This is a genomic window from Rhizobium sp. P1_E1 (assembly GCF_056406015.1).
In genome coordinates this window covers 53,834-73,155 of sequence record NZ_JBFUAY010000002.1, presented here as the reverse complement: position 1 = coordinate 73,155, position 19,322 = coordinate 53,834, and the positions used below count along the sequence as shown (strand labels likewise).

Below are 19,322 nucleotides of genomic sequence, written 5' to 3'. Positions count from 1 at the left end.
TGGGTCTGGGGCTTTGCCTGATCAGTCTGGGGCTTTGCCAGGCAGGTGGGTCAACCCGCCTTGCCGGGCAAGCGAAGTTCCATGCAAGTCAGGTCCAGCCAGCGGCCGAATTTGGTGCCGACCTCGGAAAATCTGCCGGCGATGCGGAAACCGAGCTTTTCGTGCAGCCTGACCGAGGCGGTATTGTCAGCCTCGATACCGGCGATCATCACATGGATGTTGCCGGCCGCAGCACGCGCGATCAATTCCCGCATCAGCCGCTCGCCGATGCCGGCACCGCGGCAATCCTTGTCGACATAGACGGAATGCTCGACCGTATGGCGGTAGCCGTCGAAGGCCCGCCAGTCGCCATAGGAGGCGTAGCCTGCGACCTTGCCCGACATTTCGGCGACGATCACCGGAAAGCCCCGCGCCTTGCGCGCCCTGAACCATTCCAGCCGATTTTCGAGATCGACCAGCGTGTCGTTCCAGATCGCCGTCGTGTGCTCAACAGCGTGATTGTAGATATCGCGGATGGCGGAAAGATCGGCTTCGGTGGCGTCGCGGAGGAGGACAGCGTCAGTCATGATTGCCCGGTTCGTATTGTCTGTGAAAGGCGGCATACGCCCGACCCCGACAGATGTAAACGACCGTCGTTCAGAGGCCCGGCGCCGACAGGCTGAAGCAAGTGAAGACGGCCGAATAATGCACGGCTGCGGCGGTGACGACGAAACCATGCCAGATGGCGTTTTGAAAGCGCAGCTTCTCCCAGACATGGAAAATGACGCCGAGCGAATAGATGACGCCGCCGATGACGATCAGCAGCATCGAGGCGGAGGGAATGCGCGAAGCGACAGGCCCGGCCACCAGCACGCCGCTCCAGCCCATAGCGAGATAAAGCAGGATGGCAAATCGGTCGTAACGCCCSGGGAAGACGCATTTCAGGACAATGCCGACGGCGGCGAACAGCCAGATCGCGACCAGCATGAACAAGAGCAGCGGGTCGTCGGCGCCGCGTTCGAGGAAGGGCGTGTAGGTGGCGGCGATCAGCAGGAAGATCGCCGAATGATCGAAGCGGCGCAGAAACCATTTCGTGCGCGAGACCGGCCAGGCGTTGTAGGAAAAGGAAATGGCAAGTGTCAGCACCAGCCCGACGCCATAGATCCAGGCGGCGGCGAGCGCGCCGTAGGAACTCCAGACCGTGGCGTAGAAAATCAGCACGGTGGCGCCGATCAGCGCCAGCACGAGGCCGACGCCATGGACGATACCGTCGGCGATCAGTTCGTATCTATCATAAGCCCAGCGAATGCCGTTGAACTCGGCCATGCACGCCAATCCGTTTCATACCCCGATTGCAATCGTCGCATCGAACCGGCGGGCGCGCAACCGCGGCAAAGCGCACGGGCGGTAAATCTTCGTGACAGGCCGCAGTGGCCCAAAAATCAAATCTTCTGCCGGTCGACCAGCACCGAGCATTTGGCATGACGCACGACCCGGTCGGCGGTGGCGCCGATGAAGTAGTTGGAAAAGTCCGGAACGTGTGAGGCGACGATAATCAGATCGGCGCCGTGGCTTTCGGCGGTTGAGATGATGGCTTTGGCAGGCGGGCCGTTGGCGATCTCGACGGTTGCCTTGACGCCGGTGGTTGTGAGCAGCGCCTGCAGCTTGTCGCGGCTGTCCTGCATGGCGTCCTCGACCATATTGGCAGGCAACTCGATCGCGACATAGCTCGGCACATCTTCGATAACGTTGAGCGCGATGATCTCACCGCCGTCATCGAGCAAGGACGCGGCCTTGCGGAGGATCTTTTCTCCCTYTTCGATGCCGCCGAGCGCGATCGCTACGATGATCTTTCTGTACATGGCTTCCCTCCATGACTGGTATTTATAAGCTTCATCTAAATAAGATATGGGCGCGTTGACGGCGATCAAGTGGGCGCAAGTCATCGTCAACATCTGTTCAACGCTTCATCCTCAAAAACGGGCCTTCTGTGAACAATCGGAATGCGCMATATAGGGATCAAGTACGGCAACCGAGGGATCAGAGGCGAATGAACCGGCGAAACTTCCTCGGGCTTGCCACAGGCGGCATGTTTGCCGCCACCGCCGGTACGCCTTCTCTCTTACAGGCCAATTCAGAGGCAGGAGAACAATCCATGACGACCGAAACTTCCTATGCACTGACGCGGCCCGCCTATATCGACCAGTCGCATCTCGTCGTCACCGACCTCGGCCTCGTTTCCGGTTTCTATCAATCGATGCTCGGCCTGAAGGTCATCGAGAAGACGGCGAGCGGCGAAGTGCTGGGTGTCGGCGATCTCCCTTTGCTGACGCTGACGACCGCAAAAGATGCGACCATCGCGCCGCGCAATGCCGCCGGCCTTTTCCACACCGCCTTCCTGATGCCGAACCGGACCGAGCTCGCACGCTGGCTGCGCCATGCGGCACAGAACAATGTCGCGCTCGACGGCGCCTCGGACCATCTCGTCAGCGAGGCGATCTATCTTTCCGATCCCGAAGGCAACGGCATCGAGATCTATGCCGACCGGCCGCACGAACAATGGAAATTCCACCAGGACGGCATGGTGGAGATGGCGACGCTTCGCCTCGACCTGCAGGCGCTCTATAACAGCGCGCCTGATGAGCGCTGGAACGGCATGGCTGTGGGGACGGCGATCGGTCACCTGCATCTGCAGGTCGGCGACATCCCGCAGGCCGACGCCTTTTACCGCGACGTCCTCGGTCTCAAGCTGATGGCGCGCTATCCCGGCGCGAGCTTCTTTGCGAGCGGCGGCTATCATCACCATCTCGGCGCCAATATCTGGAACAGCCGCGGCGCGACGGCTCGCGCCAGCAATATGACCGGGCTTTCGGACTACAAGATCCGCTTCAACGACAAGGCGACGCTGGATGCGGCGGTCTCCAAGCTCGATGCGCTGGAGATCAAAAGCGAGAAGCGCGACGGCGGCGTATTCCTCAGGGATCCCTGGGGCATCGGCCTGACGCTGTCGGCGTAATTTCCAGGTTGCAGCAGATCAGCCATAGCGGTTGAAGACGCTCACGCCATGCGGGCAATGCCATCGGCGCAAAGACATGCCGGATGCACCTTCACAGGCGGTCGTTCCTTCAGGGAACCGGAACCCTATCGGTGCGTTTCCGTGAGGAAGCAATGGGGCTTCGGGGACCTCACCGCATGGGCATCGCCAATGGCATCCGCAAACAAGCAAAGAAAATCGCGATCGGCGAACGCCACACCAGCGCCTGGGCACAGTCGCTGAAGGAAGCTGCGGAAGAACTGCCGCCGCCTCCGCTGCACCGTCTGGAAAAGGATGGGCTCGACGTCAGCATGGCCTGGGCGATCATCGGCATCTTCGGCATTCTTTTTCTTGCCGCGGTCTACCTGATGTCGCTGATCCTCATCCCGATCACACTTGCCGTCGTCGTCGGCATGATCCTCGGCATGGCGGCAGAAAAGCTCGGCAAGATGGGAGTGCCGCGGCTTGCCAACGCCTTCATGCTGTCGAGCGCCGTGGCGCTGGTGATCTTCCTGCTGATCAACTCGCTTGCCGACCCGCTGATGACGCTTGCCAATGAGGGCCCGGCCTTCGCCGAGCGAACCATAAACCGCGTCATGCCATATCTGGAACGCATCAGATGGCTGCATATCACGCCGGCGACATTCGAAAGCGGGTCGATGTCGATCGGTGCGCTGCTCGAAAACACCGGCAACGTGCTGCACGTGGTGACCAGTAGCCTGACGCCGGCGCTAGTGCAGGGGATGATCTTCTTTGCGGCGCTGCTGTTCTTCCTCGCTGGTCGGGTCAACTTGCGCAAGACGATCATCATGACCTTCCGCACCCGCACGCAACGCCTGGCGGCAATCCGTGTCATCAATGCCGTCGAGCAGGTGCTCGGCTTCTATTTCGCCACGGCCTCGCTGATCTATGTCGGGCTCGGCGTCGTCATGACTGTCATCGCCTATGCCGGCGGGCTGTCGGCCCCGGTGCTCTGGGGCTTCTTCGCCTTCCTGTCGAGCTTCATCCCCTATCTCGGCATCACGCTGATGACACTTGCCGTCGCGGTCGCCGGCATCCTGACCCATGATGGCATCCTCATCGGACTGATGCCGGCGGCAGCCTTCTTCACCGTGCATCTCCTCATGGAGAACCTGATCTTCCCGGCGGTGATGGGACGGCGGCTGGAAATCAATCCCTTCGTCGTCTTCCTCGCCATCCTGTTCTGGACATGGATGTGGGGTGCCGTCGGCGCCATGCTGGCGCTGCCGCTTTCGCTGATCGTCATGACTATTATCGACGAGTTGCTGATCGAGGAAAAACCGCAGCCGCAATTGCCGAAATAATCAACCGGGGAAACCTTCGTGGCAGCTGATCTCGACCTTACCGAATCCGATCATGACCAGATGGTCAGCGGCCGTTCTCTCTGGGGAAAAAGCGGCATTCGGCCCGAATGGCGGCCGATCGAGCAGAGCTTTTCCACCGACATCGCCGTGATCGGCGGCGGCATTACCGGCGCATTGGTTGCCGAACATTTAACGGCCCGCGGTTTCTCCGTTGTTATCATCGACCGGGAAGAGCCCGGTTTCGGCAGCACCGCGGCGAGCACGGCGATGCTGCAATGGGAAATCGACAGCACCCTCACCGAGCTCGAGGATTATTACGGTTTCGAGCGTGCGGCCGGCATCTACCGCCGCAGTGGTGCCGCGGTCGCCGGCCTTTCCAAGCTGATCGCCGCAAACGAGATCGCCTGCGGCTTCCGGTCTCGCAATACGCTCTATCTGGCTGATGGCCGCGAAGGCGCGCGCAACCTGCTGGAGGAGCGCCAGCTTCGTCGCCGGGCGGGCCTGCCCGGCGTCTATCTCGAACATCCCGATCTCTTCACACAATTCGAACTCGACCGGGATGGTGCGATCTATTCGCCGGGTTCGGCGGAATGCGATCCGCTGCTTCTGACCTGGGCGCTGCTGGAGATGGCCGTCCGGCGCGGCGCGCGGCTGGTCAACGCTTCCGTGGCTGCGCTTCACAGCGAAGGTGACCGCGTCATGGCGGAGACGGATGGAGGCCACGTCATCGAGGCGCGGCATGTCGTGCTTGCGACCGGCTATTCGATGCCGGGCCTCGACATGCCGAAACTGCACCGGTCGAGTTCGAGCTGGGCGCTCGCCACCGTGCCGCAGGACCCGGCAAATTTCTGGCGCGACAGGGCGCTGATCTGGGAGGACAGCCACCCCTATCTCTACATGCGCACGACGGCGGACAATCGCATCGTCGCCGGCGGCGAGGATGACGATACCACGGATGCCGAAGTACGAGATCGGAAGCTGCCGGCCAAGACCATGGCAATCCAGGAGAAGATGAAGCGGCTGTGGCCGAAGGCGGATACACGCGTCGCCCATGCCTGGTGCGGCACCTTCGGCGAGACGGCCGACGGCCTGCCGCTGATCGGTCCGGTGCCGGAGATACCACATGTCTTCGCGGCCTACGGCTACGGCGGCAACGGCATCACCTTCTCCTATCTCGCCGCGCAAATGATCGGCGCAATGCTGGCCGGCATGCAACGGGATTGGTTCGAGGATTTTGCGGTCGACCGCGACGGACCGGGCTTACGAACGCTGCACGAGCGCTTCCGACCGGAAATCATGCTGCGTTAAATCTTGTTCGAGACGAAGAAGAGGCTTCGGCCGTTATTCGGTCGTCTTGTCGTCACCGGTGTCCTCGACATCCTGGAGTCGGACGAATTGCGTACCCTTCGCCTTGAGATCGACCAATGCCTTGGCCACCCCCTCGCCGGCCGCATGGGTCGGCTGATTGACATGGGAGATGACGACATCGCCGTCCTTGGCCGCGGCGATGCGCTTTTCGGTGATAACAGCCCCGAGCAGCGAGCCGCCGTCGCCGTTCACCGAATAACCGGCAATGCGATAGCCCATGGCGCGGATCTCGCTGATGGCGGAAAGATCATATTTGGCGGTCGAGCCGCGGAACCAGTGCGGCGCCGGGATGCCGGCAGCGACCATCGCGGCAGCGCCGCCTTCGACTTCCTGCCGCACCGCCTGCGGCGAGCCGGCAGACGCGATGCCATAGATCAGCGTCGGCGTGTCGACGGCCGGAATATGGTTCTGGCCATGATTTTCGAGTTCGAAGAGATCGGGATTCTGCAGGAACACGGCGACCGCGGCGGGATTGCGCTTCAGCCAGCGGGCGGTGACGAAGATCGTTGCCGGGATGCGTTCACGCACCAAGGTCGAAAGGATGCGCTCGTCCGCCTGCCCCATGCAGGCATCGAAGGTCAGCGCAACACGGGCATGGCCGGCGACATTGGAACGGGCGATATGCAGATGCGGCTCGACGAGTTTTGGCGCCGGCGCCTTCGGGGCCGGACTGACTGCAGCCGGGACCTGACGGAGCGCGGCCGGCACGGCTGACGGAATTTCGTCCGCCAATGCAGTTAATATGGTGGAGAAAAGGAACGCCGAAGCGAGCAGGATGCGGTTCATACGATGGATTTCTATGATTCGAGCTGCCGATTTTAGCGGCGGCTCTCCCCCGGCGCCATGCGGCCGGATGTCACCGCAGCCGCCTGGACGGACAGGGCAGCATCAATCATAGAGATAATACTTGTCCCACTTCTCGCGCGGCACCTTCTCGCCGATCTCATAATTGAGCTCGCGCACGTTGATATGCTGCGGACCGGTGATGCAATTGTAGGAGAGATGATACCAGTCGCCCTTGCTGCGGAAGACGGCACCCGGCGCGTCCAGCGAATTGTCGCCGGGGATCGGGTCCTTGAAGGTGTAGGCGATCACCTTGTCGGGCTTGAAGCCGGTGCTGTCCTTGTTGATGCGGCTCATCGCCTCTGTGTCGCAACTCTGTTCCAGGCGGGTCGAGGGATCGAGTTTTTCCAGTTGCTTCTTGATGGCGGGATCGACGGCAAAGGCGGGGGCAGCGAGGCTTGCGAGGGATACAAACAGGAGCAGACGTTTCGGCATTGCGGAGAAAATCCCTTGCTGTTGTCCATTCTTCACCCTGCCACAGGCGGCTTGCCGGAGGCTTGGCACGTGCAAATTTCGCGCGACGAGAGCGGACTTTCTTAAATATTGTGGTGACATCAAGGCAAGGCGGGCAAAGCGTCCTCCTTGTCTGTGGAAGGTCATCCGCGCCCTTGCCACACCCTTGCCGCTTGATCCGGGACCAGTGCGCCTCTATCTCTTGCCAACCCGACATTCCCACCGGAGCCATTCCTTGTCCGCTTTCAAGAGCCTGCCGACCCCGCCTGCCGCACCGAAGAAGCCCACCTCCGATACGCGCCACGGCATCACCCGCACGGACGACTATGCCTGGCTGCGCGCCGACAACTGGCAGGCGATGTTCAAGGATCCGTCGATCCTCGATCCCGAGATCCGCCGCCATCTCGACGCTGAAAACACCTATATGAACGCGGCGATGGAGGACACCAAGCCGCTGCAGAAGGTGCTGTTTTCCGAAATGCGCGGCCGCATCAAGGAAGACGACAGCTCGGTGCCGATGAAGGACGGCGCCTATGCCTACGGCACCTTCTATGTCACCGGCGGCGAACAGCCGCGTTATTTCCGCATCGCCCGCGACGGCAATGTCGCCGACGAGACGATCCGCACAGTGCTGCTCGACGGTGACAAGGAGGCGGCCGGCAAGGCCTATTTCCGCCTCGCCGGCCTCGACCATACGAGCGACCACAACCGTGGCATCTGGGGTTATGACGACAAGGGTTCGGAGTTCTTCACGCTGAAGGTGCGCGACCTCCAGACCGGGCAAGACCTCGAGGACCGGATCGAGAATACCGGCGGCGGCGGCGTCTGGGCGCCCGACGGCAAGAGCTTCTTCTATTCGGCGCTCGACGAGAACCACCGGCCGTCGAAGGTGTTCCACCACATTCTCGGCCAGCCGCAGTCGGAAGACCGGCTGGTCTATGAGGAAGCCGATGCCGGCTTCTTCATGGGGGTCGGCGGCTCGCTGCTCGACGATGTCATCTATATCGACATCCACGACCACGAGACCAGCGAATACCGGCTGCTGTCGACCAAGGACTTGACCGCCGAGCCGAAGCTGGTGGCGGCGCGCGAGGAAGGCATCGAATATTCGCTGACCGAGGGCGGCGACGTCTTCTACATCCTCACCAATGACGGCGGCGCCAAGGATTTCAAGATCATGGAAGCGCCGGTCGACAATCCGGTGAAGGAAAACTGGCGCGAAGTGGTCGCCCACAAGCCCGGCACGCTTGTTATCAGCCACATGGCCTATGCCCGCCATCTCCTGTGGCTGGAGCGCAAGGACGGGCTGCCACAGATCATGATCCGCGACCGCAAGACCGGCGAGGAACATGCGATCGCCTTTGCCGAGGAAGCCTATTCGCTGGGGCTGCAGGGCGCGGCGGAATACGACACCGATATCATCCGCTTCTCCTATTCCTCGATGACGACACCGTCGCAGCTCTATGACTACAACATGGTGACGCGCGAGCGCACGCTGTTGAAGACGCAGGAAGTGCCGTCCGGTCACAATCCCGACGACTACGTCACCCGCCGCGTCTTCGCTCCGGCGTGGGACGGCGAGAAGGTGCCGGTCACCCTGCTCTATCGTAGGGATACCCCACTCGACGGCAGCGCGCCCTGCCTGCTCTACGGCTATGGCGCCTACGGCATCACCATTCCGGCCGGCTTCAACACCAATTGCCTGTCGCTCGCCGACCGCGGCTTCGTCTATGCCATCGCCCATATCCGCGGCGGCAAGGACAAGGGATTTTCCTGGTACGAAGACGGCAAGATGGACAAAAAGACGAACACCTTCAGGGACTTCGTCGCAGCGGCCGACTATCTGAATCAACAGAAGTTCACCTCTTACGCGAAGATCATCGCCGAGGGCGGATCGGCCGGCGGCATGCTGATGGGTGCGGTTGCCAACATGGCGCCGGAGAAGTTTGCCGGCCTCATCGCCGCCGTTCCCTTCGTCGACGTGCTCAACACCATGCTCGACGACACTTTGCCGCTCACCCCGCCGGAATGGCCGGAATGGGGCAATCCGATCGACAGCAAGGAAGAATACGAGCAGATCGCATCCTACTCGCCCTATGACAATGTCGGCGCAAAGGCCTATCCGCCGGTCCTGGCGCTCGGCGGCCTGACCGACCCGCGCGTCACCTATTGGGAGCCGGCCAAGTGGGTGGCGAAGCTGCGCGACAAGACGACGGGCGACGCGCCGATCCTGCTCAAGACCAACATGGACGCCGGCCATGGCGGCGCCTCGGGCCGCTTCCAACGGCTGGAAGAGATTGCCTTTGAGTATGCGTTTGCAATCAAGGTTGCCGGCAAGATGTAAAGGATTCGGAGGAGCCGATGACGGTCTTTGTTGCATTGCTCCGCGCCGTCAATGTCGGCGGCACCGGCTCTTTGCCGATGGCCGAACTGAAGGCGATATGCGAAGGCCTCGGCTTTTCCGACGTGAAGACCTACATCCAGAGCGGCAACGTGCTTTTCCGCTCGGATGAGGCGGAAAAGACGGTGGAGGAGCGGCTCGACGAGGCGCTCGGCAAGACGATGGGCAAACGCCCAGGCGTGACGGTGCGCAGCCGCAAAGAACTCGACAAGCTTGCCGCCGACGCACCCTTCCCCAAGGCCAAGCCGAACTTCCTGCTGGTCTACTTCCTGCCCGAAAAGCCGCCCGGCGATGCGCTGGAAAAGATGGTGGCGCCCGACGGCGAGGAGGCGAAACTCGCCGGCCGGGAAATCTACGTGCATTATCCCAACGGCTCCGGCCGCTCGAAGCTGAAGCTGCCGGCGCTGAAGACTGGAACGTCGCGCAATCTCAACACCGTGCGCAAGCTCGCGGAAATGGCCGCGGCGATGGAAGGCAAGGACTGACGCCCAAAAAGCTAGTGCGGCTCTGCGCCTCCATGAAAGGCTGAACCGCTCGACGCCCTCGGCATCTCCGCCACCGGCAGGAAGAGCATCTTCACGAAGGTGCGGAGCATCAGCACCTGTTCGGCCAGCGTGTTCGGCTCCTTCAGCGTCTTCGACAAAACGATGCCGCCTTCCAGGACTGAGGACACCATGTCGGCAAGCTGGTCGACGTCGACGGGTTCGCGCAGCGGATAGACGGCCACGATTTCCCGGATCATGCGGCCGAAGCGGCGCCGCCAGGCAAGCACCGCATTCCGGTTGATCTCCTGTATCTCGCGGTCGAACAGCCGCTCGTAATAGCAGATGCCCGCCACAAGGCAGCCCGGATGGCCGTTCGGCAGGTCGGAGAGCAATTCGGACAGCAGCTTCAGGCCGAGCAGGAAGGACTGCAGCGGATCGTCGACCAGATCGCGCGCGCGGCTGAAGATCTCGTCGTAGATGCGCTCGTCATTTTCGATGTAACGGTTGAGCAGCGCCTTGGCGAGCTCGTTCTTGTCTCTGAAATGATAGAAGAAGCCGCTCTTGGTGATGCCGGTCTCGGCGATCAGCTCCTCGATGGATGTGCCGCCGAAACCCTTCTGCAAGACTGCCGCTTCGGCCACATCGAGGATGCGGGTCCGCGTTTCCTCGCCCTTTCGCATGTCCCCTCCTGTACCGACGGCACAGTTTTTGGCGCCGCACCTTCAGGCTTGCTTGCGCCCCCGGCAGCATCGGTTGAAGCAAGCAATTGATATCAATCGGCAAAAACCAAAACCACCTGGAGTATACCGCAAGTCGTCTAGTTTGGCAGCCGATTAAGCGCCAGAACATCATTCATCGACGGCAGCCAATCGGGCGCCGCGAGGGAGAGGCTTCAACAATGGCAAAGTACAGAAATGGTTTGCCGCAGCTCAAAGGCGGCACCTTCATTACCGATGGCGGCATGGAAACGACGATGATCTTCCAGGAAGGGATCGAGCTTCCGCATTTCGCCGCCTTCATATTGCTGTCTTCCGAAGACGGGCGGCAGCGCATGCGGAATTACTATCGCCGCTATCTCGATATCGCCCGGCGGCACGGCACGGGCTTCGTGCTCGACACCGCCACATGGCGAGCCAATCCGGACTGGGGACAGAAGCTCGGCTATACCAGCGAAGCCCTGAAGGCGGTCAACGAGGAGGCCGTCGACCTGCTCGTCGGCTTACGCAGCGCTTATGAGCGGCCGGAGCAGCCGATCGTCATCAGCGGGGCGATCGGCCCGCGCGGCGACGGCTACAAGGCAGGCTTCATGGATGCGGTCGAAGCGGAAGACTACCACGCCTTCCAGATCGGCACTTTTGCCGGCACCGAAGCCGATATGGTGAGCGCCTTCACGCTGACCAACATCGACGAGGCGATCGGCGTGGCGCGGGCGGCACAGTCGCTCGGCATGCCCTCGGCCATCTCCTTCACGCTGGAGACGGATGGCCGGCTGGTGACGGGCCGCAGCATTCAGGACGCCATCGAGACGACGGATGCGGCGACCGGCGGTGCGCCGGCCTATTACATGATCAACTGCGCCCATCCGACGCATTTCGAAACAGCGCTCGATCCTGGAAGCGGCTGGGTGAAGCGCATTTCCGGCATCCGCGCCAATGCCTCGACCATGAGCCATGAGCAGTTGGACAATAGCGAAACGCTGGATGCGGGCGATCCCGAAGATCTCGGCCGCCGCTACCGCAAGCTCATCGACCGCATGCCTGCGGTGCGCGTGCTTGGCGGCTGCTGCGGCACCGACCACCGCCATGTCGCGGCGATCTGCGAGGCATGCCTGCCGCAGGCGGCGTAACGACCTGAGAGGGAGGAGAGAATGACGATTGGGGGCACGATGATGCGTGAGCGCCGCTGGCACGATCTGTGGCTTGTGATCACGGGACGGCAGAGGCGCACCGAGCCTGAGGCAGCCGTGGAGGTGGCGCTGCGGGATAGTGATCTCGCCTTCGGGGGCTTGCCCGGCCCGATAACCTACGGGCTCGAGGCAGACCGGCGCGAGGGCCGGCCCTTTCGACGCAGGCAGCCGCGGGAGCCGGTCGGCTTCTGACGAAGGGAAAGGCGGTGTCAGCCTTTGGCGACGGCGCCTTTCGTCTGCTTGGCCTTGTAGCCGGTGATCTCCTCGCCGGCAGTCGGCGAGAAGCGCAGGTTCCAGAAGGTCGCGGTGATCGAGATGATCGTGACGACGATGAAGGCTGCCGAGAAATCGCCAAGGGCCGGCGTCTCGGCGCCATTGAACGCCATGGAGCCGTGCAGCGCCAAGGCGCCGATGCAGATGCCGAGCGACAGCATCAGCTGCTGGAAGGTGGTGTAGAAGCTCGTGGCCGAGCTCATCCGCTCCTTGCTGATCTCGTCATAGGCAATGGTGTTATAGGCGGTGAACTGGAACGACAGGAAGAAGGCGCTGAGCACCAGGACGACAAAGACCAGCGGCATCGGCCAGTCCGGCCGGAAGGCGGCACAAAGGCCATAGCCGATCGTCCCGAGGATGCCGTTGAGGATGAGGCTCCTGCGGAAGCCCAGCCGGCGGAAGACAAATTTCGCCATCGGCTTCATGGCGAGAGCGCCAAGCGCGGTCGCGATGATGATCTGGCCGGCCGCGGCGGCAGACAGGCCGAAGCCGATCTGGAAGAGCAGCGGCAGCAGGAAGGGCTGCGCTCCTTGCGTGATGCGCGTCAGCGAACCGGCAATGACCGACGTGCCAAAGCTCGGCACCTTCATCAGCGAGAAATCCATGATCGGCGACGGGTGCTTGCGGGCATGTCTGAGATAGGCGATGCCGAAGAGCAGGCCAAGTGCGATCAGGAAGATCGAAAACGCACCCTCGCCCTCATGGCTCGACATTTCGAAGCCGAAGAGCAGCGAGCCGAGCGAGACGCCGGAAAGAATGAAGCCGATCGTATCGAACGGACCGCCTGCCTTGCCCTTGACCTCGTCGATGTAGATCGAGACGAAGATCATGCCAATGATGCCGATCGGCACATTGATATAAAAGATCCAGCGCCAGTCGAGATAAGTGACGATGAAGCCGCCGAGCGGCGGGCCGACGATCGGGCCGATCAGCGCCGGCACGAGCAGCCAGGACATGGCGCTGACCATATCCTTGCGGTCGACGCTGCGCATCAGCACCAGGCGCCCGACCGGCATCATCATCGCGCCGCCGATGCCCTGCAGCAGCCGCGCCAGCACCAGGAAGGACAGCGTCGGCGCCAGGGCACAGAGGATGGAGCCGACGACGAAGACGGCGATGGCCGAGCGGAAAACGGTGCGGGAGCCGAAACTATCGGCCATCCGGCCACTTGCCGGAATGAAGATCGCAAGGCTCAAGAGATAGGAGGTCAAGGCGATCGACATGGCCGGGGCGCTGACCCCGAAATCACGTGCCATGGTCGGCAGCGCGGTCGCAAGCACGGTCGCATCGATATTTTCCATCAGCATCGCACTCGCGACAATCATCGCGATCACCCGGAAATTGGGTGTGGCGCGCCGAACCATCGGCGCCTGGTAAATCTGATCCGACATCGTCCGGGATCACTCGCGGTGGCGCGGCGGAGCACACAAGGCAGCAAGGCCGCGGGGGATGACATGGCGCGAAGCCAAGGGGAGACGATTTGCTATACGCCTGCGATCATGGCGGCGCTATGTCGTTTATGGCAAAGCTGCTTTGACGAGAGGTAAAGGCAGATCACGATTCCTTGCATGGGTCTGTTCTTCGTGAGGTCTTAGGGGTGAAGAAGCGACGGGCGGACGGTGAGTCCATCACCGCTGGTTTTCTGAGCAACGGAGGTGCCCCGATGAATCAAGTCAATGACCTGCGATCCATGCTTGCCGGATCAAGTGCGTGATAGGCAGCTTTACCGTCTGACGAGGAAAGAACTGACAATGAAGCCCCTGAATACAGCAAGCGCCTTTGAATTTAAGAGCGTGCGTTTTGTCCTTACCGACATGGATGAGACGTTGACCTATCGCGGCCGGCTTGCTGCCGCCACTTACACTGCGTTGGAACGTCTCCAGCAATCCGGCGTGATCGTCATTCCGGTGACCGCAGCTCCTGCTGGATGGTGCGATCAGATGGCGCGAATGTGGCCGGTCGATGGAGTCATTGGCGAGAACGGCGGCTTCTATTTTCGGCGCAATGCAAATGGGCACGGCACCAAGCGCTCGTTCTGGCATTCTGACGCGGATCGCGAGGATGTTACACGGCGACTGCGTGCGATTGAGGAAGAAATCCGAGTGGCCTTGCCGAGGGCGCAACTGGCGGAAGATCACCCCTTTCGCATGACCAGCCTTGCTTTCGCCAAACCAGAAGATTCGGATTTGCGAGAAACAATCCTTGCCAGATTGGCCGCGGCAGGCGCTGATGTAACAGTCAACAATCTTTGGCTTCTCGCTTGGCTCGGCGGATACAACAAGCTCTCGATGGCCAAGAGGATACTCAAGCAGGCCTATGATCTGGATGTCGAGACCGATCGCGACGCGGTGCTCTATGCGGGTGACTCGACCAACGATGCGCCAATGTTCAGTTTCTTCCGGCATACGGTGGGCGTGAGCACGGTTGTCGACTATCTCCCTGAGATGCCTACACCACCGGTATGGATCACAGATGGACCGGGCGGAGTTGGYTTCGTCGAGGCTGCAGAAGCGATTTTGCGATCACGGCGATAAGCGTCCGCCAATCGACGATCGACGCGATGCAGCGTCTGCAACCCGTTGCAGATCAGACAGGCGGCAGAACCGGCTTGCGCGGCAGGCAAGCCAACCCTACCTATGAACTATGACCTCCGCCCTGCAGCAAAATCGGCCCGGTGCGGCCTTTCCGTTCGACAACAGCTATGTCGGTTTGCCGCCGCACTTCTTTGCGGCGCAAGCGCCGACTGCGGTGGCGGAGCCCTGGCTGATCAAGCTCAACGAGCCGCTTGCCACCGAGCTCGGGCTTGACGTCGAGGCCTTGCGCCGCGATGGCGCGGCGATCTTTTCCGGAAATCTCCTTCCCGAAGGGGCCGAACCGCTGGCGATGGCCTATGCCGGGCATCAGTTCGGCGGCTTCTCGCCGCAGCTCGGTGATGGGCGGGCGATCCTTCTCGGCGAGGTCGTCGACCGCAGCGGCAAGCGCTACGATATCCAGCTGAAGGGCGCCGGACCGACGCCTTTTTCGCGCCGCGGCGACGGGCGGGCGGCAATCGGGCCGGTCTTGCGCGAATATATCATCAGCGAGGCAATGTTTGCGCTCGGCATTCCCGCCACGCGGGCGCTGGCGGCGGTGACGACAGGCGAGCCGGTTTATCGCGAAGAGGTGCTGCCGGGCGCGGTCTTCACCCGCGTCGCGGCCAGCCATGTCAGAGTCGGCACGTTCCAGTACTTCGCGGCCAGGGGCGATACCGACGGCGTGCGGGCTCTGGCCGACTATGTGATCGACCGGCACTATCCCGCATTGAAAGAGGCTGAAACCCCCTATCTCTCGCTCTTCGAAGCGGTCTCCGAACGCCAGGCGGCGCTGATTGCCCGCTGGCTGCATGTGGGCTTCATCCATGGCGTGATGAACACGGATAATATGACCGTCTCCGGCGAGACGATCGATTTCGGCCCCTGCGCCTTCATGGATACCTATGATCCGGCGACCGTCTTCTCGTCGATCGACCAGCATGGCCGTTACGCCTATGCCAACCAGCCCGGCATCGGCCAATGGAACCTCGCAAGGCTCGGCGAAACGCTGCTGCCGCTGATCGACGCCGAGCCCGACAGCGCGGTCGACAAGGCCAATGTGGTGATAAAGAGTTACGGCGAACGGTTCCAGGCGCATTGGCTGGCCGGCATGCGCGAAAAGATCGGCCTTGCCGGTGAAGAGGACGGCGATCTCGAACTGGTGCAGGCGCTGCTGTCACTGATGCAGGCGCAGGGCGCCGATTTCACCCTGACCTTCCGGCGGCTATCGGATCTTGCCGGCGATGACGTCGCAGCGCCCGCATTTGCGGCAAGTTTCCGCGAAGCGGATGCCTGCGGCCCCTGGCTCACGCAGTGGCGCGAGAGATTGTCCCGCGATCCGCAGACGGCCACTGAGCGCACCATTGCCATGCGCGGCGTCAATCCGGCCTTCATTCCGCGCAATCACCGGGTCGAACAGGCGATCAAGGCTGCCGTCGAGGACGGGGATTTCTCGCTGTTCGAGGCGCTGCTGAGCGTGCTTTCGAAACCCTATGAGGATCAGCCAGGCTTTGCCGCTTATAGGGAGCCACCGAAGCCGGACGAACGGGTGCTTGCGACCTTCTGCGGAACGTAACGAGCGCTCTCGCCCGTTTTGGTGGGACATTTGCGCCACAGCGATCCGCTTCCATCCGGCCTGACGCGCCGTTCGGTGCATCCGCGCCCTGCGGCAAATGTGGCCGTTGAAAGGCATCTGCCTCGCGCTATCTGCCTGATCGGCGGGGCTTTTCCGCCGATCCTTCACCCCGGCTAACCTCAGCGGGAGACTGCCTTATGGCGATCATCGTCACCTCCATCTTCTTCATCATCATCGGGCTGGCACTCGGCGGTGGCGGGCTCTGGCTCGTCACGCTCGGCGGCAGCGTCTTCTATCTGTTTGCCGGGCTGATGTTCGTGATTACCGCCGGTCTGCTTCTGATGCGCAAGGCGGTGGCGCTCTGGGTCTATGCGGTGCTCGTCGTCGCAGCACTCGCCTGGGCGATCTGGGAGGTTGGCTTCGACTGGTGGCAGCTCGGCCCGCGCGGCGGCATGATCATCCTGCTCGGGCTCTGGCTGCTGACACCATGGATCCGCCGGCCGCTCGGCCTGCGCAGCCCGACGGGCATCACCTACGCCGCCAACCCCTGGCCGCTCGCCGTGCCTGTCATCCTCGCCATCCTCGTCGCCCTTTATTCGATGACGACTGACCCGCATGATCTTGCCGGCGAACTGCCCAAGGACATGGTCGCCGCCAATCCCGCCTTCGGGGGCAGCGTGCCGGATGGCGAATGGCATCAATATGGCCGCACGCCTTTCGGCCAGCGCTATTCGCCGCTCGACCAGATCACAGCCCAGAATGTTTCCACTCTCAAGGAAGCGTGGCGATACCAGACCGGCGACGTCAAACGGCCGGAGGATATCAGCGAGACGACCTATCAGGTGACGCCGCTCAAGGTGAAGGACACGCTCTATCTCTGCACGCCGCACAACTGGGCGATCGCGCTCGACGCCAAGACCGGCAAGGAGAAATGGAAATACGACGCCAACTCCGGCATGAACCCCGACCGGCAGCATCAGACCTGCCGTGGCGTCACCTATTATGCCGATCCAACCGTTGCCGCCGGCCAGCCCTGCGCCGAACGCGTCTACCTGCCGACATCCGATGCCCGGCTGATCGCGCTCGATGCGGCAGACGGGAAGGTCTGCACCAGCTTTGCCGACCAGGGCGTGCTGCATTTGGAAACCGGCATGCGCTACAATCCGGCCGGCTATTACTATTCCACCTCGCCGCCGGTCGCGGTGGCGGGCAAGATCATCGTCGGTGGGGCGGTGAACGACAACTATTCGACTGAGGAACAATCCGGCGTCATCCGCGCCTTCGACATCAATACCGGCGCATTGGTCTGGAACTGGGATTCCGGCAATCCCGACGTGACGACGCCGATCACCGAGGGCCAGACCTATACGACCAACTCGCCGAACAGCTGGTCGGTCTTCAGCGTCGACGAGACACTCGGCATGGTCTATATCCCGCTCGGCAACCAGGTGCCCGACCAGCTCGGCATCAACCGCAGCGACAATGTCGAGAAATTCTCCTCCTCGATCGTCGCGCTCGATATCGCCACCGGCCAGTTGCGATGGGTGCGCCAGACGGTGCATCACGATCTCTGGGACATGGACGTCCCGGCCCAGCCGGCGCTGATCGACCTGACGAAGCAGGACGGCACCGTGGTTCCGGCCCTGGTCGGCCCGACCAAGCAGGGCGATCTCTATGTGCTCGACCGGCGCAGCGGCGAGCCGATCATCCCGGTCAAGGAAATCCCGGCGCCGGGTGGTGCGGTCTCCGGCGATCATACTTCGCCGACGCAGCCGATCTCGGACCTCACCTTCTCGCCGGAGCCGCTTCAGGAAAAGGACATGTGGGGCGTGTCGCTGTTCGACCAGCTCGCCTGCCGCATCGACTTCCACCGCTACTACTATGAGGGCCGCTATACGCCGCCTTCGCTCAAAGGGACGATCGTCTATCCCGGCAATTTCGGCACCTTCAACTGGGGCAGCGTGGCGGTGGATCCGGAGCGGCAGATCATGTTCGGCATGCCGACCTATCTCGCCTTCACCTCGCGCCTGGTGCCGGCCGCCGATATTCCGCCGAGAGGCCAGGACGAGAAGGGCAGCGAACAGGGGCTCAACCGCAATGACGGCGCGCCTTACGGCGTGTTCATGGGTCCCTTCCTCGGGCTGCTCAAAATCCCCTGCCAGGCGCCGCCATGGGGCTATGTCGCGGGCGTTGACCTGCGCACCGGCAAGATTGCCTATATGCACAAGAACGGCACCGTGCGCGACATGACGCCATTGCCCCTGCCCTTCAAGGTGGGCGTACCCGGCATCGGTGGACCGATGCTGACCAAGGGCGGCGTCGCCTTCCTGGGGGCTGCGGTCGACAACTACCTGCGCGCCTATGACGTGACGAATGGCCGAGAGCTCTGGCAGGCGCGGCTTCCCGCCGGCGGCCAGGCGACGCCGATGACCTATGAGACTGATGATAACAAGCAATATGTCGTCATGGTCGCCGGCGGCCACGGCTCGGTCGGCACCACGCCCGGCGATTACGTGATCGCCTATACGCTGCCTTGATGGGAGCGCCCCTTCTCCTCACGAGAAGGAGGCGGCGCAAGCTCTAGGCATGGTTGCATCGCCATTCTCTCCCCGTTTTTCGGGGAGAGTTTTTATGGAAATCTCTAGCAATATTCGCAATTATAACGGGGTCGGCGGTCTTTTCGATCAGTCGGCCAAATCCAAGAATCAGCAAACGACGGACTTCGACAGCACTGCGCGCAATACCGCGCCCGGTCTCGAGCCCAGCAGCACGCCGCCTTCGATCGCCAATACCATGTGGGCCCTGCAAAGCAGCGAAGGCCCCTACATCAATCAGCCTTCCGACGATGAAGTGGCGGCGAGTGCGGCGCATGCCGCCCTGGTCGACGAATTCTCCAAATGGGGCAACATGACGCCGGCGGAATATATCCGCGCCCGCTATCTCGAGCAGCACGATCTGACCGAGGCCGATCTGGCCGCCATGCCGGCCGACCAACGCGCCGCAATCGAGAAGGAAATCACCGAGCAGATCAAGCGCGAGATGGCCGGTATCGAGGATGACGGCACCAAGACGGCAGACGATATCACCGCCGCCTGAGCCACAGGAAAAC

General features: G+C 62.1%; 18 protein-coding genes. 11 read left to right on the top strand and 7 right to left on the bottom strand.

All coding sequences use genetic code 11. The features are described 5' to 3' along the window. Nucleotides 1-50 precede the first annotated feature (50 nt). The 3 genes from AC1D1Z_RS01770 to AC1D1Z_RS01760 form a co-directional block, all read right to left on the bottom strand. A complete protein-coding gene (locus AC1D1Z_RS01770; RefSeq protein ID WP_018446256.1) occupies nucleotides 51-602 on the bottom strand; it encodes a GNAT family N-acetyltransferase in 552 nt (183 codons plus the stop codon). A gap of 34 nt (nucleotides 603-636) precedes the next feature. Continuing rightward, entirely contained in the window at nucleotides 637-1,305 is a 669-nt protein-coding gene (gene trhA / locus AC1D1Z_RS01765) for a PAQR family membrane homeostasis protein TrhA (protein WP_018446257.1), read from the bottom strand. Nucleotides 1,306-1,421: 116 nt separating this feature from the next. Continuing rightward, nucleotides 1,422-1,841, bottom strand: coding sequence for a universal stress protein (locus AC1D1Z_RS01760; RefSeq protein ID WP_477849367.1), 420 nt, complete (start codon nucleotides 1,839-1,841; stop codon nucleotides 1,422-1,424). Between the two features lie 293 nt (nucleotides 1,842-2,134). Between AC1D1Z_RS01760 and AC1D1Z_RS01755 the strand changes: the two genes are divergently transcribed. The 3 genes from AC1D1Z_RS01755 to AC1D1Z_RS01745 all read left to right on the top strand — a co-directional run bounded on the left by AC1D1Z_RS01755 (nucleotide 2,135) and on the right by AC1D1Z_RS01745 (nucleotide 5,646). Further along, the gene (locus tag AC1D1Z_RS01755; protein WP_018446259.1) at nucleotides 2,135-2,995 is read left to right on the top strand and encodes a VOC family protein; all 861 of its coding nucleotides are present in this window, start codon (nucleotides 2,135-2,137) and stop codon (nucleotides 2,993-2,995) included. Nucleotides 2,996-3,171: 176 nt separating this feature from the next. Beyond that, nucleotides 3,172-4,338, top strand: coding sequence for an AI-2E family transporter (locus tag AC1D1Z_RS01750; protein ID WP_018241245.1), 1,167 nt, complete (start codon nucleotides 3,172-3,174; stop codon nucleotides 4,336-4,338). An 18-nt stretch (nucleotides 4,339-4,356) separates the two neighbouring features. After that, entirely contained in the window at nucleotides 4,357-5,646 is a 1,290-nt protein-coding gene (locus AC1D1Z_RS01745) for an NAD(P)/FAD-dependent oxidoreductase (RefSeq protein WP_047619679.1), read from the top strand. A gap of 33 nt (nucleotides 5,647-5,679) precedes the next feature. On the opposite strand, the gene AC1D1Z_RS01740 is transcribed toward AC1D1Z_RS01745, so the two are convergent. Both AC1D1Z_RS01740 and AC1D1Z_RS01735 read right to left on the bottom strand, forming a co-directional pair. Beyond that, the gene (locus AC1D1Z_RS01740; protein ID WP_047619677.1) at nucleotides 5,680-6,492 is read right to left on the bottom strand and encodes a polysaccharide deacetylase family protein; all 813 of its coding nucleotides are present in this window, start codon (nucleotides 6,490-6,492) and stop codon (nucleotides 5,680-5,682) included. Nucleotides 6,493-6,594: 102 nt separating this feature from the next. Continuing rightward, nucleotides 6,595-6,984: a DUF930 domain-containing protein gene (locus tag AC1D1Z_RS01735; RefSeq protein ID WP_003557772.1), complete on the bottom strand. Its 390-nt coding sequence runs from the start codon at nucleotides 6,982-6,984 to the stop codon at nucleotides 6,595-6,597. Nucleotides 6,985-7,237: 253 nt separating this feature from the next. Here AC1D1Z_RS01735 and AC1D1Z_RS01730 point away from each other — a divergent pair, with 253 nt between their 5' ends. Continuing rightward, the gene (locus AC1D1Z_RS01730; RefSeq protein WP_047619675.1) at nucleotides 7,238-9,346 is read left to right on the top strand and encodes a S9 family peptidase; all 2,109 of its coding nucleotides are present in this window, start codon (nucleotides 7,238-7,240) and stop codon (nucleotides 9,344-9,346) included. A 17-nt stretch (nucleotides 9,347-9,363) separates the two neighbouring features. Beyond that, a complete protein-coding gene (locus tag AC1D1Z_RS01725) occupies nucleotides 9,364-9,888 on the top strand; it encodes a DUF1697 domain-containing protein (RefSeq protein WP_047619674.1) in 525 nt (174 codons plus the stop codon). Between the two features lie 11 nt (nucleotides 9,889-9,899). On the opposite strand, the gene AC1D1Z_RS01720 is transcribed toward AC1D1Z_RS01725, so the two are convergent. Further along, the gene (locus AC1D1Z_RS01720) at nucleotides 9,900-10,568 is read right to left on the bottom strand and encodes a TetR/AcrR family transcriptional regulator (protein WP_018241240.1); all 669 of its coding nucleotides are present in this window, start codon (nucleotides 10,566-10,568) and stop codon (nucleotides 9,900-9,902) included. Nucleotides 10,569-10,786: 218 nt separating this feature from the next. On the opposite strand from AC1D1Z_RS01720, the gene AC1D1Z_RS01715 reads away from it, so the two are divergent. Together AC1D1Z_RS01715 and AC1D1Z_RS01710 are read left to right on the top strand one after the other, a co-directional pair. Next, nucleotides 10,787-11,734 carry a homocysteine S-methyltransferase family protein gene (locus AC1D1Z_RS01715; protein ID WP_047619670.1) on the top strand — a complete coding sequence of 316 codons (948 nt, stop codon included), beginning with the start codon at nucleotides 10,787-10,789 and terminating at the stop codon, nucleotides 11,732-11,734. Nucleotides 11,735-11,755: 21 nt separating this feature from the next. After that, nucleotides 11,756-11,986, top strand: coding sequence for a hypothetical protein (locus AC1D1Z_RS01710; RefSeq protein ID WP_047619666.1), 231 nt, complete (start codon nucleotides 11,756-11,758; stop codon nucleotides 11,984-11,986). A gap of 17 nt (nucleotides 11,987-12,003) precedes the next feature. On the opposite strand, the gene AC1D1Z_RS01705 is transcribed toward AC1D1Z_RS01710, so the two are convergent. Next, complete coding sequence (locus tag AC1D1Z_RS01705; protein ID WP_047619664.1) at nucleotides 12,004-13,458, bottom strand: DHA2 family efflux MFS transporter permease subunit; 1,455 nt, start codon at nucleotides 13,456-13,458, stop codon at nucleotides 12,004-12,006. A gap of 360 nt (nucleotides 13,459-13,818) precedes the next feature. Here AC1D1Z_RS01705 and AC1D1Z_RS01700 point away from each other — a divergent pair, with 360 nt between their 5' ends. The 4 genes from AC1D1Z_RS01700 to AC1D1Z_RS01685 all read left to right on the top strand — a co-directional run bounded on the left by AC1D1Z_RS01700 (nucleotide 13,819) and on the right by AC1D1Z_RS01685 (nucleotide 19,309). Continuing rightward, a complete protein-coding gene (locus AC1D1Z_RS01700; protein ID WP_018446267.1) occupies nucleotides 13,819-14,601 on the top strand; it encodes an HAD-IIB family hydrolase in 783 nt (260 codons plus the stop codon). 109 nt (nucleotides 14,602-14,710) lie between these two features. Then, nucleotides 14,711-16,213 carry a protein adenylyltransferase SelO gene (locus AC1D1Z_RS01695; protein WP_439007402.1) on the top strand — a complete coding sequence of 501 codons (1,503 nt, stop codon included), beginning with the start codon at nucleotides 14,711-14,713 and terminating at the stop codon, nucleotides 16,211-16,213. A gap of 197 nt (nucleotides 16,214-16,410) precedes the next feature. Then, nucleotides 16,411-18,750, top strand: a complete 2,340-nt coding sequence (locus AC1D1Z_RS01690) for a glucose/quinate/shikimate family membrane-bound PQQ-dependent dehydrogenase (protein ID WP_028733854.1) — start codon at nucleotides 16,411-16,413, stop codon at nucleotides 18,748-18,750. A 94-nt stretch (nucleotides 18,751-18,844) separates the two neighbouring features. Next, nucleotides 18,845-19,309, top strand: coding sequence for a hypothetical protein (locus AC1D1Z_RS01685; RefSeq protein WP_477849292.1), 465 nt, complete (start codon nucleotides 18,845-18,847; stop codon nucleotides 19,307-19,309). Nucleotides 19,310-19,322 lie beyond the last annotated feature (13 nt).

Coding starts and splice junctions, on each gene's coding strand:
- AC1D1Z_RS01750 (WP_018241245.1), top strand. CDS start 3,172: ATGGGCATCGCCAATGGCATCCGCAAACAAGCAAAGAAAATCGCGATC.
- AC1D1Z_RS01770 (WP_018446256.1), bottom strand. CDS start 602: ATGCCGCCTTTCACAGACAATACGAACCGGGCAATCATGACTGACGCT.
- AC1D1Z_RS01685 (WP_477849292.1), top strand. CDS start 18,845: ATGGAAATCTCTAGCAATATTCGCAATTATAACGGGGTCGGCGGTCTT.
- AC1D1Z_RS01720 (WP_018241240.1), bottom strand. CDS start 10,568: ATGCGAAAGGGCGAGGAAACGCGGACCCGCATCCTCGATGTGGCCGAA.
- AC1D1Z_RS01755 (WP_018446259.1), top strand. CDS start 2,135: ATGACGACCGAAACTTCCTATGCACTGACGCGGCCCGCCTATATCGAC.
- AC1D1Z_RS01735 (WP_003557772.1), bottom strand. CDS start 6,984: ATGCCGAAACGTCTGCTCCTGTTTGTATCCCTCGCAAGCCTCGCTGCC.
- AC1D1Z_RS01695 (WP_439007402.1), top strand. CDS start 14,711: ATGACCTCCGCCCTGCAGCAAAATCGGCCCGGTGCGGCCTTTCCGTTC.
- AC1D1Z_RS01710 (WP_047619666.1), top strand. CDS start 11,756: ATGACGATTGGGGGCACGATGATGCGTGAGCGCCGCTGGCACGATCTG.
- AC1D1Z_RS01725 (WP_047619674.1), top strand. CDS start 9,364: ATGACGGTCTTTGTTGCATTGCTCCGCGCCGTCAATGTCGGCGGCACC.
- AC1D1Z_RS01740 (WP_047619677.1), bottom strand. CDS start 6,492: ATGAACCGCATCCTGCTCGCTTCGGCGTTCCTTTTCTCCACCATATTA.
- AC1D1Z_RS01715 (WP_047619670.1), top strand. CDS start 10,787: ATGGCAAAGTACAGAAATGGTTTGCCGCAGCTCAAAGGCGGCACCTTC.
- AC1D1Z_RS01705 (WP_047619664.1), bottom strand. CDS start 13,458: ATGTCGGATCAGATTTACCAGGCGCCGATGGTTCGGCGCGCCACACCC.
- AC1D1Z_RS01690 (WP_028733854.1), top strand. CDS start 16,411: ATGGCGATCATCGTCACCTCCATCTTCTTCATCATCATCGGGCTGGCA.